This is a genomic window from Arthrobacter sp. Y3221048, from assembly GCF_059092685.1.
In genome coordinates this window covers 373,965-391,276 of the sequence record NZ_JBNHHX010000001.1, presented here as the reverse complement: position 1 = coordinate 391,276, position 17,312 = coordinate 373,965, and the positions used below count along the sequence as shown (strand labels likewise).

The following is a 17,312-nucleotide window of genomic DNA, read 5'->3' as shown; positions in this document are numbered from 1 at the left end:
CGGGGCGCGCCGCACCGGCGCCGGCCGGGGTTACCTACCCCTGGACGGAAGCGCACCGTCGCCCGCGACGAGTGGCCTGACCCACCCTGCCAAGGAACGGGGGCGCTGCTGAAGGTGACAGTTGTCCACGTTCAGCAGGAACTGTCCATATCTTGGAGCGGGGTCTGGCGCTGACTAGGACAAAGGCAAAAGCTTTCCCCAAAACGTGGACAGTGCCGGGGGCGTGGCCGGGTCGCTACAGCCGGGCCAGCAGCGCTTCGCCGGTTTCGGCCCGCCGATAAAACACTTCGCGGCCCGATCGCATGGTGGCCGCCAAACCGCTCTCGGACATGACCTTGAGATGCTCGTTGACCGTCCCGGCGGCGAGGTCCAGGCAGCGGGCGAGCTGCGTCGTCGTCATCGGGACATCGAGTTGGGCGAGGATCTGCGCCCGGGTCTTGCCGAGCAGCCGCGCCACCGGGCTGTGCGTCGCCTCGCGGCTGGCTTCCCAGAGCCGGCCGACGCCGCGCGGCGCGTAGGTCAGCGTGGGCACGAACGGCCGCACGTTGAGCACCAAGGTGTTGGGCCAGACGAACGCGTTGGGCACCAGCAGCAGCCCGCCGCCGGGTTCGGGCACGTCGTCGGCCTCACAGCCGCGCATAATTTCCAAGCCGGTGGGAGTGGGACGGACGCTGGGGTGCAGGCTCTTGAACACTTCCAGGATGCCGTCGCGCGCCAGCTGGGCCAGCCGGCTGTCGATATCGGCCAACAGCAGGGAGCGCAGGCGCGGCCATACCGGCTCGACGGCGGTGCCCCAGTACCACTCAAGGGCGGCGGTGATGCGTGGGATGCCCGCGTCGATATCCTCCGCGAGCCGCTGCAGTTCCTCGCGGGCGTAACCGACCGGACTCTGGTTCAGCAGGTGGGCGACGTCACGCTGCCACAGCTCCGGCGGCACATCGGCGACGGCGGCGAGCCCCTCGGCGAACGTGTCTTGGTACCTCGGGGTGGGGGTGATGGAGTCAGCCAGGAAGCCCTTCGGTGGAACCAGCGCAGTCAGCAGGCGCAGGTGGCCGCGGGCCTGCGGGTCGGCCGACTCGGCGATGCGCCGCTTGGTGGCTTCGATCCATGGGCGGTGGATGGGAGTGCCCACCTGCAAGGCGCGCAAACTGGCGACGGTTTCGCCCAGCGGCGCCGCCTCAAACCGGACCTTGGTGAGGTCCTCGCTGCTGAGCGTAATGTGCATGGAAACAGCGTAAGGTTGCCGGTCACGCCAGTCGAGGATTCGGGCTGGACCGAATCCGGGAGGGCCGGGGGTGGCGTCGTTGCTTCGGACTTCCGGCTTCCTGTGGCCTTCCGCTCGCGTGCACCTTCCGCTTCCTCGATCCCTCGGCCCCATGGGCCCGCCGCTTCCCGGTTTTCTATCCACCAGGGCTCCCGGGATTATTCCCGGATTCGGGTTGTGCCGAATCGTGGCTGGCGATGTCCGATGGGCGGAATCTGAAGTCATGACTACCTGCACCCAAACCCCGCACCACATCCTCGACGCTGATGGCCGGTCATACCGCTCCAGCCAGTCCTCCACTGCCGCCTTGCTCCGTGCCACGACTGCAACGGGCCGTCCGGCCACTGCCACCGCTCGCCCTAGCAATGCAGGCGCGCCGTTGAGCCTGTCGCAGCCGGTGCACGCGGCTACACGGACTGGCGTCTTCAGCGCTACCGGGAATTTCGTAACCGCCACTTTCCATGGCCTGGCCGCGGCGGCCCGCTGGCTCCGTTCAGCCTGGCAAGCCGGGGCCGCGAAGGAAGCCTTGATGGAGGAGCACAGGGACAAGGTCCGTACGCAGATTTATCAATTCGGCGGCCGCTACTGACGCACACGCCTGGTGCGCCCCTCCTGTAAAGGCACGCCCACCTCATCTCAATCCCAAGGTCTGCCCAGGCCACCCAGCACGTTGTCCACAGGGAGTGCGGCCGTCTAGCTGTCCGCGGCCGCAGCCTACATGCTCGTGGATATGGACGAGGCGATAGCTGGTTACGTTGAACGGCGCGGTGGAACACTCCCGGCCAGCGAACTGGCCCGCTGCGGTTTCAGCCGAGACCAGATCCAGGCAGCCATCAAGAACGGCGTGATCACTGTGCTCCGCCAAGGAATCGTCGGTACGGAGAAGGCTGATGCGAACGTACGCGTAGCCGTGCTGGCCAACGGATTGATTACCTGCATTTCAGCGGCTCGGGAACTAGGGCTTTGGACGATCAAAGACCCGGATCGACTGCACCTGTGGACGCTCCATAGCCGGCAGCCGCCGTCCACCGTCAAGCACCGAGGCGAATTGCTGGGGAGGCAGCGGCCTGGGAGCTACGTGAGCATCCTGGACTGCGTACTGCACGCCATCCGATGCCGGCCTCGGCTGGAGGCGTTGGTCGTAGCGGAATCAGCCGTGCGCAGGGGTGTCGTCACCAAAGCTGAACTGGTGGAGCTGCTTCCTGGCAAACGCAACGGCATGCGTCGAGCAGTCGTTTTGAGCATCGGTGACGACGCCGATTCGCCGCTCGAGATTATCGCCCGCGACCTGTTCCACACGGTCGGGCTTCGGGTGGAAACCCAGGTACCGATTCAGGGGCTTGGACGAGTGGACATGGTGGTGGAAGGCCGAATCATCATCGAGCTCGATGGGTTCGACTTCCACTGGAACCGGGCGACTTTCAAGAAGGACCGCAGAAGGAACAACGCCGGCATGCTCAGCGGGTTTCCAACCCTGCGGTACGTGTACGAGGATCTTGTCTTCACGCCCCAGAACGTTGTCGCCGAGGTCATGACGATGTTGCGGCGTGTTGCCTGAGTGCCAGAGGTTTTCTCCGGAGCCATGCAGGCGGCAGGCCGGCTGTCCAAGTTCTGCAGCAACTGTCCATCTTTTGGAGCGGCCTCTAGCGCTGACTAGGGAAAACGCTCAGCGGTCCGCCAAGACATGGACAGCCCTGACCGGTGAAGGGGGTTTACCGTGCGTCGCAGATGGCCTGGATCTGCGCGATGCACGGCTCGTTCTGCAGGCTGGTGGTGTCGCCCAGCTCCGTCCCCTCGAACAACTGGGTCAGCAGCCGCCGCATGATCTTGCCACTGCGGGTCTTGGGTACGTCGGGCACAAACACCACGTCGCGAGGCTTGGCGATCGGTCCGATCTGCGTGGTCACGTGCTCCCGCAAGGCCGCAACCGCGGCGGCCCGCTTTGCCGCAAGCTCCGCCGGCTGTCCCTCGGACTGCCCGGCCGCCGCTCCGATCAGCGACTTGTCGCGCGGCACCACAAAGGCCGTGGCCGCGTGGCCGGTCTTGGCGTCGTAGGTCGGGCAGACGCCGGCCTCCACCACCGCCGGGTGCGAGACCAGCGCGGACTCGATCTCGATCGTGGACAGCCGGTGCCCCGAGATGTTGATGACGTCGTCGGTGCGGCCCAGGATCCAGGTGTCGCCGTCGGCGTCGAAGCGGGCACCGTCGCCGGCCAGGAACCAGCCCTGCGCCGCGTACTTTTCCCAGTAGGACGTGAAGTAGCGCTCCGGATTGCCCCACACCGTCCGGGCCATCGCCGGCCCGGTGCTGGTGACCACAATGTTGCCCTGCTCCCCGGCACCCACCCGGGCGCCGCCGTCGTCCACAATGTCCGTGGCCAACCCCGGCAGGGCGCGGGTGGCGCAGCCGGGCTTGAAGGACGCATCGGTCTGGCGCGGCGAGAGCACGGTCGCGCCGGTTTCCGACTGCCACCAGGTATCCACCATCGGCACGCCCGACGACGGGTCCCCGGCGACCAGCGAATCCCGCCCCACCTGGTTGCGCAGCCAGCGCCAGGCCTCCGGGTTCACGGCCTCGCCCACGGTGCCGGCCAGGCGGACGGAGCTGAGGTCGTATCTGGCGGGAATGCCGTCGGGGAACCAGCCCATCAGCGACCGGACCAGCGTGGGCGCGGTGTAGTAGCTGGTCACGCCGTAGCGCTCGATGACCTCGAAGTGCCGGCCGGGGTGCGGGGCGTTCGGCACTCCCTCGTAGATCACCTGCGTGACGCCGTTGCTCAGCGGCCCGTAGATCTCGTAGGTGTGCGCGGTGACCCAGGCCAGGTCCGCGGTGCACCAGTGCACGTCGTCCTCGCGCGCGTCCGGGTCCGGGTTGCTGAACAGGTACGAGTGGCTGAACGAGGCCTGCGTCAGGTAGCCGCCGGTGGTGTGGACCAGGCCCTTGGGCTGGCCGGTGGTGCCCGAGGTGTACATGATGAACAGCGGCGTCTCGGCGTCGAACGCCTCGGCCTCGTGGACGCGCGGCTGCGTCTCGACGACGTCGTGCCACCACACGTCGCGGCCTTCCACCCAGTTGATGTCCGTGTGTCCGGTGCGGTTGATCACCAACACGTGCTCGATCGCGTTCTCGCCGGAGACGGCCGCGTCCGCGTTGGCCTTGACCGGGACGGCGGTGCCGCGGCGGTACTGGCCGTCGGTCGTGACCAGCAGCTTGGCGCGGGTGTCCTCCACCCGGAACTTCAGGGCCTCCGCGGAGAAGCCGCCGAAGACCAGGGAGTGCACGGCCCCGATCCGCGCGCAGGCCAGCGTGATGACCACCGTTTCCACCAGAACCGGCAGGTAGATGACCACCCGGTCGCCCTTGCCGACGCCCAGCGCCAGCAGCGCATTGGCGGCCTGCGAGACCAGCTCCTGCAGCTCGCGGTAGGTCACGGTGCGGCGGTCACCGGGCTCGCCTTCGAAGTGCAGCGCCACCTTGTCGCCCCGCCCGGCGGTTACGTGCCGGTCGGCACAGTTGATCGCGGCGTTCAGCTTGCCGCCGTCGAACCAGCGCAACTCCGGTCCCCGCCGCGCCGCGGTGTCCACCGGGCTGGCGGAGTGTGCGGTGTGCCACGGCTCGGCCCACTCAAGCCGGGCCGCCGCGCGTTCCCAGAAAGCAATCCGGTCGGCCTCGGTCTGCGGCTCCGGCCAGTCGGTCACCTGGTCGCGGTACGGCGCCAGGCCCTCTTCGAGCACGACGGCGGTGCTTCCGGCGGTGCGGCGACCGCCGGCGGTTTCGGCTACTTCTATGCCCATCTCTTGACTGCCCATTTCTCCGCGACTCCCAGGAGCGCATCGGTGATCTTGCCGATGATGGCCAACAGGACGATGGCCAGCAGCAGCCGGTCGGTGCGGCCGTTGTTCTGCGAATCCGTCAACAGGAAGCCCAGGCCCATGGAGGAGGCGATCAGTTCCGCCGCCACCAGGAACAGCCACGCCTGCGCCAGGGCCAGCCGCAGTCCGGAGAACACGGCGGGCACCACGGCCGGCAGTTGCACGGTGGTCAGCAGCTTCACGCCCTTCAGCCCGAAGGCGCGGCCGGCCTCCACCAGGTTCTTGTCCACGTGGCGCAGCGCCAGCGAGACCGTCGTGAACACCGGGAAGAACGCGCCAATCAGGATCAGCGTGACCTTGGAGTCTTCGCCGATCTTCATCCACAGGATCAGCAGCGGCACCCACGCCAGCGACGGCACCGCACGCAGCGCGCCGATGGTGGGGGAGAGCAGCACATCGGCTACCTTGGACAGCCCGATCAGCGCGCCGAAGACCAGGCCGAGGGCGGCACCGAAGGCGAAACCGAGCAGCACACGCTGGGTGGAGATGGCCACGTGCTGGGCCAGTTCGCCGCGCTGGATCAGGTCGACCGCGGCGTCGATGACCGCACCCGGTGCCGGCAGCTGGACCGAGCTGAACAGGCCGGCGGATGTGCTCCACTGCCAGGCTGCCAGCAGGGCGGCGGGCAGCAGCAGGCCAAGGATCAGGCGGGCCCAGCCGTTGCCGAGCACCCCGGTCGGGGACCCCCCATTGGCCGGGGACTCCGGTGAGGGGCCGTCCTGATCCGGCCTGGGCGCGCCCGCGGTCTTGAGGACGCCGGCGGCCGCGAGGCCTTCCTGGCTGGCCGGGTAAACGCTGTTGCCGGATGCGCCGGGGTTGCCGAGGTGCGTCATCAGGATTCCTTGATGGCCGACGGATCGGCCTTCTTCACCAGCGAGTCGTCAAGCAGGGTGGCGAGGGCCTCGTCGATGTCGGCCTGACTCTTTACGTCGCCGGTCTCGACGAACGCCGGGCCGACCTTCTCCAGCACGGCGCGCTGCTTCTCGCCGGGGGCAGCCTCCACATTCAGGTTGCTGCGCTCGCTGATCACCTTGGTGGCGACCTCGAGGTCCAGGCCGGCAACATCGGCCAGGATCTGCGCGGTTTCCTCGGGGTTTTCGGCTGCCCAGGCGCGGGCCTTCTCGTAGGCGTTCACCACGGCCTGCGCCAGCTCCGGTTCCTCCTCGAGGAAGGACTCCGTGGCGTTCAGGAAACCGTAGGTGTTGAAGTCCAGGTTCCGGTAGAACAGTTCGGCGCCGTCCTGCTCGGCTCCGGCCATGATCGGATCAAGGCCGGACCAGGCGTCGACGGAGCCCTGCTGCAGGGCGGTCAGGCCGTCGGCGTGCTGCAGGTTCTGCACGGTCACGTCGTCGGCGGAGAGGCCGGCTTCTTCCAGGGACTGCAACAGGAAGAAGTAGGGGTCGGTGCCCTTGGTGGCGGCCACCGACTTGCCCTTGAGGTCCTGGACGGACTCGATGCCGGAGTCGGGCAGCGCCACGAGGGCCGCCCATTCCGGCTGCGAGTAGAGGCTGATGGTCTTGATCGGCGAGCCGTTGGCGCGGGCCAGCAGCGCCGCGGAACCGGCGGTGGAGCCGACGTCGACCGCCCCGGAGCGCAGCGCCTCGTTGGCCTTGTTGGAACCGGCCGACTGCAGCCAGTTCACCTCGACCCCGTCGTCGGCAAGGGTGGCCTCCAGCCAGCCCTTTTCCTTGATGATCAGGCTCAGCGGGTTGTAGGTGGCGAAGTCGATGTTGAGCACGCCATCGCCGGTGCCCTGGGCGGCGGTGGCTTCGGAATCCTCACCGGCAACGCAGCCGGTCAGGGCCAGCGAGGCGGTGGCGGCAACGGCGGCTGCGCCCAGGAGCGGGCGGCGGGAGAAACGGCTGGCAAGAGACATGGTGGTTCCTTTGAACGGTGTGCGGAACAGGAGAAATTCCGCGACGGATGATGTTGGGCGCGTACGGCCCGGGAATTGCTTGGCTTGATGAGGGGTGACGGCGGCCCTAATGGCCGTCGACGCCGAGGCTTTCGAGCAGCGAGCGGCGCATTCGGGCCAGCTCGACCGATCCGCGGTCCCGCGGACGGGCGCCGGGGACATCGACGGTGCGCACGATCGTGGCGCCGTCGTCCTCGCGGCCTTCTTCCTTGCCGAGCACGATGATCCTGTCCGCCAGTTGCAGGGCTTCGTCCACGTCGTGGGTGACCAGCAGCACGGTGGTGGGTTCAGCCGCGTGGATATCGAGCAGCAAATCCTGCATCTTGATCCGGGTCAGCGCGTCCAGCGCGCCGAACGGTTCGTCCAGCAGCAGCACGCCGGGGTTGCGGGCCAACGCCCGGGCCAGGGATGCCCGCTGGGCCATGCCGCCGGAGACCTCGCGCGGCCGGTGCTTGGCGAAGGTGGCCAGGCCGACCAGTTCCAGCAGCCGGGCGACCTTGGTCTTGCCCTGCTTGGCACTGGAGCTCTTGGGCAGGCCGATGGCCACGTTGGCCTGCAGGGTGTGCCACGGCAGCAGCCGCGGTTCCTGGAACGCGACGGCGCAGCGGGAGTCGATGCCCTGGACCGGCGTGCCGTCGATCTCCACGGTGCCGGCGCTGGGCGCGTCGAGGCCGGCGGTGGCGCGCAGCAAGGTGGACTTGCCACAGCCGGACGGGCCCAGGATGGCCAGCACCTCGCCGGGACGGACATCGAAGTTCACGTCGCGCAGCACGGTGTGGGCCTGGGCTCCCGTGCCGAACGTCCGGTTCAGGCCGCGGAAGGAAACGGCCAGGGCGGAGTCGGAACGGGCCGCGGGTGCAGCGGAAGCGGGAGCCGCGTGGCGGGACGACGACAGTACTGCAGTCATGGGATCACTCCATCGATCCTGGCAGTAGCACCCTACGGATCAAGCCGTGCGGCCCGGCTTCCGCCGGCCGTACCCGTGGCTTGTCACCTCGTTATCACCGGCAGTCTGGGTGGGCTTCCGGTGACCAGGGTTGCTGCGGCGTCGTCGATCCAGGTCTCTCGGCCGCTCGGGATGGTCACCACCAACTAAACGGCACGCGCGGGGCTCCCGGCAAACTGCCCGTAATAATGACCCGTAACAAACGCGACGATAATCTGCCGTAACAAACGGGCGATCCGCTCGTTGGGGAACCGGCCGGTGAAACAGCCACGCCCCGCCTATCCATGGACGCCGGTTGCCCGCCCTCTGAGGTCATTACGACGGCGATGCCTCCTGTCGGAAGGAGCCGCCGACGGCGCGGCCTCCTGTCGGAAGGAGCCGCCGACGGCGCGGCCTCCTCCCGTCCACGAGCCGCAGGCGGCGGCAGGCGGTCAGGCGGGCGGATCCGCCGGGATGAGGACCGTGGAGAACAAGCGGCGGTGCCGCCCCTCTTCCGGTCCGTTGGCCGCCACCTTCTGGGCGGCAGCCCTGATGGCGGAGGTGAATTCGTCGAACTCTTCGTCCGTCATCCAGAGGGCGGTCTGCCGGTAGCCGGCCCCGTCGCGCAGGAAATCCGGATTCTCCCCGGCGATGTACTGGTCGAAGGCCTCCAGCAGCCCGGCCGTGAAGGCCATGAAGCCGCGCCGGTGATCCTCGGCGGTCATGGAGGCCAGATCGTCCTCGGCCACCGAACTCTTGGCCACGTCCAGCCGGAAGGTGCGTTCGGTGGTGCCGCGTACCGGCCTTTCCTGGGCCACCGCCAGCACGCCCGCCTTGGAGAGCGTGCCGATGTGGCGGTAAAGCGTCGCCGTGGGAATGTCGGGGAGTTCGGCGGAGATCTCCGCCGTCGTCAGCTCGCGGTTGCCCAGCAGCGTCTGCACAATCCGCAGGCGTACCGGGTGCAGGATCAGGTCGGCGCTCGCTGAGGAGGACATGGCTCTACATTCTCACAGTTGACATTGTTCCCACAACTGATAATAATCGGACTGTCCGGCTACCGAAGCCGGGCTCGAACGGCCAAGACACGAGCAATAAACGACCCGAAGGGAGGCGCAGTGGCGGCGATAGTGGTGGAGAACAAGGAGGACGTTCTGCTGGAGTTGGACCGGTTTGAAAAGGTTGCGGGGCTGCTCGGCGACCAAAGTTTCCCGCTGTCTGCGGTGACCTCAGTCCGGGTGCTCGCGGACGCGTTCGACGGCGTCCGCGGCCTGCGGGCTCCCGGGCTTGCAATCCCGAGACGGACTCGGGTGGGAACGTGGCGCGGCCGAGGCAAGACCCTCGCCGTCGCCCGCCGCGGCACCCCGGCAGTGCAGCTTGACCTGGACGGGCAAAAGTACGCCCGAGTCGTTGTGTCGCTTCCCGATGCGGAGGACGTTGCGGCCCGAATCCGTGCCGCCGCCGGCCTGCCCGCCGGGCAATCGGTCACGGAAGAAGAGGTCCGCTTCCCCTCCGGGACCGTGCAGTTGGCGGGAACCTGGGCCGAGCCGGCAGGAACGGTCCGTGCCGTGGCGCTGATCCTGCCCGGTTCGGGACCGATCGACCGCAATGCCGACCATAAACGGATGCCTTTGGGCATCAGCCGTGACCTGGCAAACGCGCTGGCCAACCACGGGATCGCTTCGCTGCGCTACGACAAGCGCGGCACCGGCGCCTCGGATGGAACCTTTTGGGCGGCCGGTTTCCGTCAGAACACCGACGACGCCGCTGCCGCCCTGCGATGGATGGTCACGCAAAAGACAGGGGACCTGCCGGTGTTCCTGGTCGGCCACAGCGAAGGCAGCTACCACGCAGCGGCCGTGGCGGCAGATCCCGGCACGCGGGTGGATGGTGCGGTGCTGCTTTCGGCCTCGGCACAGACCGGCTTTGAGACAGGCAGGTGGCAGACAGCCCAGATCAGCGACTCGCTGCCCGCATTCCCGCGCTTGCTGCTGAAGCTCTTCCGCCAGAATCTGGTCAAGATCCAGGCGAAGTCGGTGGAAAAACTTCGGACCACCACCGAGGACGTGGTGCGCATGCAGGGCCGTAAAATCAACGCTCTCTGGCACCGCGAGTTCATTGACTTCGACCCCGTTCCGTACCTGGGGCGCTTGCAGCTGCCGGTGCTGGCCATCACGGGCGCCAAAGACGTGCAGGTGGACCCGGCCGACCTGGACATCATCGCGGCCACCGTTCCCGGCCCGGTGACCACGCGGAAGATGGAGGATCTGTCGCATCTGCTGCGCCGCGACCCGAAGGCTCCGACCCTCTCCGACTACAAGCGCCAGATCCGCGAGCCCGTGGACGCTGAGCTGCTGGAGCTGGTGGGACGTTGGATCTCCAAGCAGGCCGGCACCGCCTCCGGGGCGTCCGGCGGGGCTGGAACTTCTGCCCCCGGGCAGCTGGCTCGTTAGCCACTGAGTGCACGGAGGGCCCCAGAGCTGCCGGATGGCATTGGAGGCGCCCGAGACGGGATTGCCTACCTCTCGGTGAGGCGGCAGTTCGCGGGCGGTTCCGGTGCAGAAGAGTCGCGGGTAGGGTCGAGCCATGGCACACCAGAATGACCCTAAAGTCGTCCGGCGGCTGCTGGAAACCCCGGGCCGCTGGGCCGTCGTCGGCCTGTCCACGAACCCGCACCGGGTGGCCATGCGCATTTCCCGGTACCTGATGGACCAACTGGACATGGAAGTCGTCCCCGTCAACCTGAAAGGCGACGACGTCCTCGGCCTGACCGGTTACCAAAAGCTCGCGGACATTCCCGGCGAGATCGACGTGGTGGACTGCTTCGTGAACTCGCAGAAGGTCGGACCCGTGGTGGACCAGGCCATCGAAGTCGGTGCCAAGGCGGTGTGGCTCCAGCTGGGCGTGGTCGACGAAGCCGCCGCGGACCGGGCCAAGGCGGCCGGCCTGGACGTAGTCATGGATACCTGCCCGGCAATAGAGGCCCCGCGCTTCGGCCTCTAGCCCGCGGCGTCCGCCCGGCAGCCCTCAACATTCCGCCCGCCGGGCATCGCCGCCTTCACATGATGAGGCGCCCGTAACATTACGCCGTCGAACGTCACGGCCTGTCACGTGCTTCCCGGCGCCGGATCGGCCCCGGCATACTCAACTCCGAGATCAAGAGTCCCAACGACAAGCTCTGGCTGGTTGGGCGGCAACCCTCTCCCGTAGCGGGGTGCCCCAGATGAGGATCCGGCCGCGCACAACACCGTGCCCGGCAAGTACGGCCCCCGCCAAGCTGCGTCCCCAACCGTGATGGTTGCTGCGCCGCAGGCAGGCGGGAGCCCCGCCTCGAGGAGCGAACATGACCGCCGTCGTGACTGAAATCAACCCGCAAACCGGCCGATCCCCGTGGGCCGGGCAGGCTACCGCCGAAGAACTGGCCCACTGGCAGCAGATAGCCGAAGGCGTTGCCGCCGCACTGGCGCCGGACGTGCTGGAGCGCGACCGCCGCAATGCCGACCCGCACGCCGAGGTGGAGCTGCTGCGCAACTCCGGGCTGCTCAACCTGATCATCCCGGCCGAATGGGGCGGCGAGGGCGGGCACTGGGAAAGCGCGCTGCACGCCGTGCGCATCCTGGCCCGCACCGACGCGTCGATCGCGCAAATTCTCGGCTACCACTACGCGAACCTGGGCGCCGTCGTCTTCTACGGTGATGCGCAGGTCCAGGAACGCTTGCTCCGTCGCTCCGCGCTGGGCCGCTGGTCCTGGGGCGACTCCGTGAACCCCGTGGACCCGAATCTGGAACTGGTTCCCGACGGCGACGGCTACCGGCTGAATGGCATCAAGCACTTCTCTACCGGCGCTTCCGTCGGTGACGCCATCCTAGTCAACGCCGTGATCGCTGCCGGGCCGGAGCAGGGCACGTTCCTGGCCCTCGCGCTGGAGCATGACCGAACGGGCATCGAATACCTCGGGGACTGGGACGCGCTGGGCCAGCGCCTCTCGGCCAGTGGTTCGGTGAAGTACGACGGCGTGCAGATCACCGCCGCGGACATCATCGGCGAGGTAGGGGACGAGCCTTTCTCCACACTGGTCACCCCGTACATCCAGCTGGCCTTCGGCAACCTCTACCTGGGCATCGCGCAGGGGGCGCTGGAGCGCGGACGCCGGATCACGCTGGCGCGCAGGAACTCCTGGTTCCTCAGCTCGAAGGAGACCTATGCCCAGGATCCGCTGACCCAACGGGTCTACGGCGAGCTGGCTTCGCGCGTTGCCGCGGTGGAAGCCCTGGCAGATCGGACGAATGCAAGGTTCGACGCGGTCATCGCCGTCGGCGCGCAGCTGACCGCGGAATCTCGGGCGGACATGGCGATCGAGATCGCGCGGCTCAAGGTCGTGTCCACCGAGGTCGGTGTCGACGTGGCGAACCGTATCTTCGAGACCACCGGCTCGTCCTCCGCGAAATCGGAGGTTGGGCTGGACATTTTCTGGCGCAACATCCGCACGCACACGCTGCACGACCCGGTCGACTACAAGAAGGTCGAGGTCGGCGCCAACTACCTGCTCGGCGACGTCCAGCCGATTTCGCTCTACACCTGAGCCGCGCCTAACGCTGCCATTACAGCCCGGTGGCCCGCGGGCCCCATAGCGACTCCCGCCGACCGCGGGCCCATCATTACTACCCGCTGACAGGCGGGCCCCATCCCGACTACCCGCTGACCGGCGGGCCCCATCACGATTGCCCGCCGACCGCGGGCCCGTCACCCCCGCCCTCGCGACAGAACCTCCAGGAGAACCAGCATGACTGAAACCATTGACGACATCGCCACGGCCTTCGGCGCCGCAGCCGCCAAATACCGTCCGATCTTCGCGCGCGTCGCAGCCGGGGCGCTGAGCCGCGAGCTCACCCGCGAGCTGCCGTATGAACAGATCCGCTGGCTGAAGGAAGCCGGCTTCGGTGCCGCCCGGATTCCGGCCGAGTTCGGAGGCGACGGGCTGGACTGGGAAGAGTTAACCCAACTCCTGATCGAGCTGGGCGCCGCAGACAGCAATATTCCGCAGGCACTGCGTTCGCACCTTGCCTTGGTGGAGGAGAACCTGTACCACCACGGCCGCACCTCGGACCGCAGCGCCTGGCTGCGGCGCTTCGCCTCCGGCGAGCTGGCCGGCAACGCCTGGACCGAACCGGGTGCCGGGGGAACCGCCACCGTGCTGTCCGAGTCCACCGGCAAGCTGCTGCTGAACGGCCGCAAGTTCTACACCACCGGAACCATCTTCGCCGACTGGATCGATGTCACCGCCAAGCGCCCGGACGGCTCCGATGTCTCGGTGATCATCTCCGCCAAGACGCCGGGCGTGGAAACCTTCGACGACTGGGACGGTTTCGGCCAGCGGCTGACCGGCAGCGGCACCACTGTGTTTACCGACGCGGTTGTGGCCCCGGCCAACGTGTCAGCCTTCGCCGACCGCTTCCCGTACCAGACGGCGCTCTACCAGCACATCCTGCTGGTCACCCTGGCCGGCATCGCCCGGGCCGTCACAGCCGAAGCCGCAGACAACGTGCGGGACCGCACGCGGGTGTTCGGCCACGGAAACGCCCCGCTGGTCCGGCACGACGCGCAAGTCCTGCAAGTGGTCGGCGAAATCAGCGCCAAATCCTACGCCGCGACGGCGACGACCCTGAGTGTGGCCCGCAGCCTGGACAGGGCTTTCGAGGCTCGGCGCCTGGATGCCGACGCCGAAAAGTCGGCCAACATCGCCGTCGAACTGGAATCGGGCCGGGCGCAGATAGTGCTCAGCACCCTGGTCCCCGACGCCGCGGGCGCCCTCTTCAACGCGCTCGGTGCTTCCTCCACCAGCACGGACAAGGCGCTGGACCGGCACTGGCGCAACGCCCGCACCGTGGCGACGCACAACCCGTTCATCTACAAGTCCCGGATCGTCGGCGACTGGGAAGTCAACGCCACGGAACCCCCCTTCGTGTGGACCATCGGCGAGGCCAATGCCGACGCCGGCCGCCCGCCAGTCAACCCCGCCGCCCGTTCCGCGGCCGTCTAGGAAGAACCCACACACCATGTCTGTATCCACCCAAAACCCAACCCTCGCGGCACCCGAAGCCGCGGCCGGCGCTGCCGGCGCTCCGCGGCTCTCCGGCCGGCTGGGTGTCGCCAGCATTGTGCTCATCGTGCTGGCCGCCGCGTCGCCGCTGGGTGTCATCGGCGGAACCGTCCCGCTGGCCATCGCCAGCGGCAACGGCGCCGGCCTTCCCTTCATCTACCTGCTGGCCATGGCCATTCTGCTGTTGTTTGCCGTCGGCTTCACCACGATGACACCGCATGTGCCAACGGCCGGCGCGTTCTACAGCTACGTCGACAAAGGCCTCGGCCGCAGGGCGGGCCTGGGGGCGGCCTTCGTTGCCCTGCTCTCCTACCTCGCCCTGGAAGCAGGCGTCTACGGCCTCTTCGCCCCGGCGGTCGACGAAGTGGTCCGCGCCTACGGCGGCCCCGAACTGCCCTGGTGGGTGTGGGCCGCGGCCGCGCTGGCGGCCGTCGCCTGGCTGGGACACCGCAACATCGAGCTCTCCGGCAAGGTGCTGGCCGTGCTGCTCGTGGCCGAGGTGCTGATCGTGCTGGTTTTGGACGCCTTCATCATCTTTGGCGGAGGCGGTGCCGGCGGCCTGTCCACCGGGTTCGCCACCCCGACCACCGTCCTGTCCGGGGCGCCCGGCATCGCGTTGCTGTTCGCCATCCTGAGTTTCATCGGCTTCGAGGCCACCGCTGTCTTCCGCGACGAAGCGCGCGACCCGGACAAGACCATCCCGCGCGCCACCTATGTGGCCCTCATCGTGGTGGGCGCCTTCTACGCCCTTTCCAGCTGGCTGCTGATCAGCGTCTGGGGCGACGAGGGAGTCGTCCAAAAGGCCACGGACGCGCCGGGCACCTTGCTCTCGGAGACCACGATGCTCTATCTGGGCACGGCCGGCAGCCACATCATCCAACTGCTGCTGGCGACCAGCCTCTTCGCCTGCATCCTGTCCCTGCACAACATCGGTTCCCGCTACTTTTTCCAAGTCGCCGGGCAGGGCATCTTCCCGGCCAAGCTGGCCGGCACCCACGGCCGGCACCGCTCCCCGCATCTGGCTTCCGCAGCGGCCAACACGGTGGTGGCCCTGTTCCTGCTGGCCGCCGTCGTGGCCGGCTGGGATCCGATCATGCAGTTCTACACCTGGTTCGCGGGCTTCGCGTCGTTGGGAATCGTGGTGCTGATGACGTTGACCAGCGCAGCCGTCCTGGTCTTTTTCCGCCGGAACGGTGCGCCCCTCCGGAACTGGAAACGCACCGTCGCCCCGGCCCTCGGACTCATCGGGCTGCTGGGAATCCTGGGGCTGATCCTGCAGAACCTCCCGACCCTGGTCGGCAACAGCGTCCCGCTGGCGGTCGCCGTCGTCGTCCTGATCCTGCTGTGCTTCGCGGTCGGAGCAATAGCGGGGGCGAAGAGGCGGGAGGGCGCACCGGCGTCGTAATTCTTACCTCGCGTGACGGCGAACATTTCCCTCCGGGACGCCCCCGGGTGTCCAATGGAGGGGTACCCATCCAGAGCGGCCGAGAGACCTGGCTTGTTGACGCCGCAGCAACCCCCTCCTTCGAGGAAGGTGCTACCGCCAGGACCGATGGAGAAGCTCGATCTCTCGTTGGTCTTCCGTTGGCAGCCGCATGCCCAACGGAGGGCCGGCGCGGGCTCTTCTCATCAGAAAAGGAGCCTGACATGACCCTGAATAACCCGAACCCTAACCCCCGGCGCCAGATTCGTTTCAACGCCTTCGACATGAACTGCGTGGGCCATCAGTCGCCCGGACTGTGGCGCCACCCGCAGGACAAGTCCGCCACCTACAACACTATCGGCTACTGGACCCACCTGGCCAAGGTGCTGGAAAAGGGCCTGTTCGACGGCCTGTTCATTGCCGACGTGCTCGGCACCTACGACGTCTTCGGGTCCTCCAACGAGACCACGCTGCGCGCCGGCACACAGGTCCCGGTAAACGATCCGTTCATGCTGGTTTCGGCGATGGCCGCGGTCACCGAGAACCTCGGCTTCGGCGTCACCGCCGGCACCGCCTACGAGCACCCGTACCCGTTCGCCCGCCGCCTGGCCACGCTGGACCACCTGACCAACGGGCGGGTCGGCTGGAACGTGGTCACCGGTTACCTGCCCTCGGCGGCGCGCAACATGGGCCAGGAAGACCAGCTGGAGCACGACGAGCGCTACAACCACGCGGACGAATACCTCGAGGTCATCTACAAGCTGCTCGAGGGCTCGTGGGAGGACGACGCCGTGGTCAAGGACGTCGAAACCGGCGTCTTCACCGACCCGGCCAAGGTCCACGAGATCCGGCACGAGGGCAAGTACTTCAAGGTTCCCGGCATCGCGATCACCGAGCCGAGCCCGCAGCGCACCCCGGTCATCTTCCAGGCCGGGGCCTCCAAGCGCGGCACCGAGTTCGCCGCCGGGAACGCCGAGGCGGTGTTCGTGACCTGCCCGACCAAGGAGATGCTCGCGGCGTCGGTGAAGAAGATCCGCGACGCCGTGGAAGCGGCGGGCCGCGACCGCTACGACGTGCGCATCTACGCGATGCAGACCGTGGTGACCGGACCGGACACCGCCACCGCGCAGGCCAAATTCGAGGACTACAAGTCCTACGCGGACATCAACGGCGCGCTGGCCCTGATCTCCGGCTGGATGGGCGTTGACCTCTCCACCTACGGCCCGGACGACGTGATCGGCGGGAACGTGAAGTCCAATGCCATCCAGTCCTCGGTGGAGACCTTCCAGAAGGCTTCCGGCGACAGCGGCAAGCCGTGGACCATCCGCCAGCTGGCCGAATGGGTCGGCGTCGGCGGCTTCGGCCCGATTACCGTCGGTTCCGGCGCGGAGGTGGCCGCCAAGCTGGTGGAGTGGGTCGACGAGACCGACGTGGACGGGTTCAACCTGGCCTACGCGATCACCCCGGGCACCTTCGAGGACATCGTGGAATACGTCGTGCCGGAGCTGCAGAAGCTGGGCGCCTACCCCACGGAGTACGCGCCGGGGACCCTGCGCAACAAGCTCTTCGGCCGCGGCGACAAGCTGCCGGAGAACCACCGCGCCGCCGGCTTCCGGCTGCAGAACGCGCTGGTCGACTAAGCGTGGACAACAGCAGAACCTTCTGAACAACGACGGCGGTGGCCGCCCCTTGAGGGACGGTCACCGTCGTCTGCACAAACATCGCTAACGCCAGACGCTCCGAATTCCAGGAGAAAGCGGTTGTCCCGGGCTGAAGAGTTTTTCAAGGGGCCTAACGCGCAGCCTGACCGGCGTTG

The 17,312-nt window shown here is 67.7% G+C and carries 13 protein-coding genes and 2 riboswitches; of the genes, 7 read left to right on the top strand and 6 right to left on the bottom strand.

The genetic code is table 11. The features are described 5' to 3' along the window. Positions 1-235: 235 nt before the first annotated feature. Positions 236-1,225, bottom strand: a complete 990-nt coding sequence (locus AC5RVS_RS01825; RefSeq protein ID WP_494106898.1) for an ArsR/SmtB family transcription factor — start codon at positions 1,223-1,225, stop codon at positions 236-238. A 769-nt stretch (positions 1,226-1,994) separates the two neighbouring features. Between AC5RVS_RS01825 and AC5RVS_RS01820 the strand changes: the two genes are divergently transcribed. Beyond that, on the top strand, positions 1,995-2,822 hold the full coding sequence (locus AC5RVS_RS01820) for an endonuclease domain-containing protein (protein ID WP_494106897.1): 828 nt from the start codon (positions 1,995-1,997) through the stop codon (positions 2,820-2,822). 154 nt (positions 2,823-2,976) lie between these two features. Here AC5RVS_RS01820 and acs read toward each other — a convergent pair whose 3' ends face one another. The 5 genes from acs to AC5RVS_RS01795 form a co-directional block, all read right to left on the bottom strand. Further along, positions 2,977-5,073, bottom strand: coding sequence for an acetate--CoA ligase (gene acs, locus AC5RVS_RS01815; protein ID WP_494106896.1), 2,097 nt, complete (start codon positions 5,071-5,073; stop codon positions 2,977-2,979). Beyond that, positions 5,049-5,969, bottom strand: a complete 921-nt coding sequence (locus AC5RVS_RS01810) for an ABC transporter permease (protein WP_494106895.1) — start codon at positions 5,967-5,969, stop codon at positions 5,049-5,051. The genes acs and AC5RVS_RS01810 overlap by 25 nt, the downstream gene beginning before the upstream one ends. Beyond that, positions 5,969-7,012 carry an aliphatic sulfonate ABC transporter substrate-binding protein gene (locus tag AC5RVS_RS01805; protein WP_494106894.1) on the bottom strand — a complete coding sequence of 348 codons (1,044 nt, stop codon included), beginning with the start codon at positions 7,010-7,012 and terminating at the stop codon, positions 5,969-5,971. The genes AC5RVS_RS01810 and AC5RVS_RS01805 overlap by 1 nt, the downstream gene beginning before the upstream one ends. Before the next feature lie 106 nt (positions 7,013-7,118). Beyond that, a complete protein-coding gene (locus AC5RVS_RS01800; RefSeq protein ID WP_494106893.1) occupies positions 7,119-7,958 on the bottom strand; it encodes an ABC transporter ATP-binding protein in 840 nt (279 codons plus the stop codon). Positions 7,959-8,428: 470 nt separating this feature from the next. Continuing rightward, positions 8,429-8,971, bottom strand: a complete 543-nt coding sequence (locus AC5RVS_RS01795) for a helix-turn-helix domain-containing protein (RefSeq protein ID WP_494106892.1) — start codon at positions 8,969-8,971, stop codon at positions 8,429-8,431. Positions 8,972-9,091: 120 nt separating this feature from the next. On the opposite strand from AC5RVS_RS01795, the gene AC5RVS_RS01790 reads away from it, so the two are divergent. From AC5RVS_RS01790 to AC5RVS_RS01765, 6 genes are all read left to right on the top strand, one after another. Further along, a complete protein-coding gene (locus AC5RVS_RS01790) occupies positions 9,092-10,426 on the top strand; it encodes an alpha/beta hydrolase (protein WP_494106891.1) in 1,335 nt (444 codons plus the stop codon). Positions 10,427-10,559: 133 nt separating this feature from the next. Continuing rightward, the gene (locus tag AC5RVS_RS01785) at positions 10,560-10,976 is read left to right on the top strand and encodes a CoA-binding protein (RefSeq protein WP_494106890.1); all 417 of its coding nucleotides are present in this window, start codon (positions 10,560-10,562) and stop codon (positions 10,974-10,976) included. Positions 10,977-11,127: 151 nt separating this feature from the next. After that, a riboswitch (SAM riboswitch) is annotated at positions 11,128-11,242 on the top strand. Positions 11,243-11,316: 74 nt separating this feature from the next. Continuing rightward, on the top strand, positions 11,317-12,555 hold the full coding sequence (locus tag AC5RVS_RS01780) for an acyl-CoA dehydrogenase family protein (RefSeq protein ID WP_494106889.1): 1,239 nt from the start codon (positions 11,317-11,319) through the stop codon (positions 12,553-12,555). 201 nt (positions 12,556-12,756) lie between these two features. Beyond that, a complete protein-coding gene (locus AC5RVS_RS01775) occupies positions 12,757-14,013 on the top strand; it encodes an acyl-CoA dehydrogenase family protein (RefSeq protein ID WP_494106888.1) in 1,257 nt (418 codons plus the stop codon). A gap of 16 nt (positions 14,014-14,029) precedes the next feature. Further along, positions 14,030-15,478, top strand: coding sequence for an APC family permease (locus tag AC5RVS_RS01770; protein ID WP_494106887.1), 1,449 nt, complete (start codon positions 14,030-14,032; stop codon positions 15,476-15,478). Positions 15,479-15,541: 63 nt separating this feature from the next. Continuing rightward, a riboswitch (SAM riboswitch) is annotated at positions 15,542-15,632 on the top strand. Between the two features lie 88 nt (positions 15,633-15,720). Beyond that, positions 15,721-17,136 carry an LLM class flavin-dependent oxidoreductase gene (locus AC5RVS_RS01765; protein ID WP_494106886.1) on the top strand — a complete coding sequence of 472 codons (1,416 nt, stop codon included), beginning with the start codon at positions 15,721-15,723 and terminating at the stop codon, positions 17,134-17,136. Positions 17,137-17,312: the final 176 nt, after the last annotated feature.

Coding starts and splice junctions, on each gene's coding strand:
- AC5RVS_RS01800 (WP_494106893.1), bottom strand. CDS start 7,958: ATGACTGCAGTACTGTCGTCGTCCCGCCACGCGGCTCCCGCTTCCGCT.
- AC5RVS_RS01820 (WP_494106897.1), top strand. CDS start 1,995: ATGGACGAGGCGATAGCTGGTTACGTTGAACGGCGCGGTGGAACACTC.
- AC5RVS_RS01770 (WP_494106887.1), top strand. CDS start 14,030: ATGTCTGTATCCACCCAAAACCCAACCCTCGCGGCACCCGAAGCCGCG.
- AC5RVS_RS01780 (WP_494106889.1), top strand. CDS start 11,317: ATGACCGCCGTCGTGACTGAAATCAACCCGCAAACCGGCCGATCCCCG.
- AC5RVS_RS01805 (WP_494106894.1), bottom strand. CDS start 7,012: ATGTCTCTTGCCAGCCGTTTCTCCCGCCGCCCGCTCCTGGGCGCAGCC.
- AC5RVS_RS01795 (WP_494106892.1), bottom strand. CDS start 8,971: ATGTCCTCCTCAGCGAGCGCCGACCTGATCCTGCACCCGGTACGCCTG.
- AC5RVS_RS01825 (WP_494106898.1), bottom strand. CDS start 1,225: ATGCACATTACGCTCAGCAGCGAGGACCTCACCAAGGTCCGGTTTGAG.
- AC5RVS_RS01810 (WP_494106895.1), bottom strand. CDS start 5,969: ATGACGCACCTCGGCAACCCCGGCGCATCCGGCAACAGCGTTTACCCG.
- AC5RVS_RS01785 (WP_494106890.1), top strand. CDS start 10,560: ATGGCACACCAGAATGACCCTAAAGTCGTCCGGCGGCTGCTGGAAACC.
- AC5RVS_RS01765 (WP_494106886.1), top strand. CDS start 15,721: ATGACCCTGAATAACCCGAACCCTAACCCCCGGCGCCAGATTCGTTTC.
- AC5RVS_RS01775 (WP_494106888.1), top strand. CDS start 12,757: ATGACTGAAACCATTGACGACATCGCCACGGCCTTCGGCGCCGCAGCC.
- acs (WP_494106896.1), bottom strand. CDS start 5,073: ATGGGCAGTCAAGAGATGGGCATAGAAGTAGCCGAAACCGCCGGCGGT.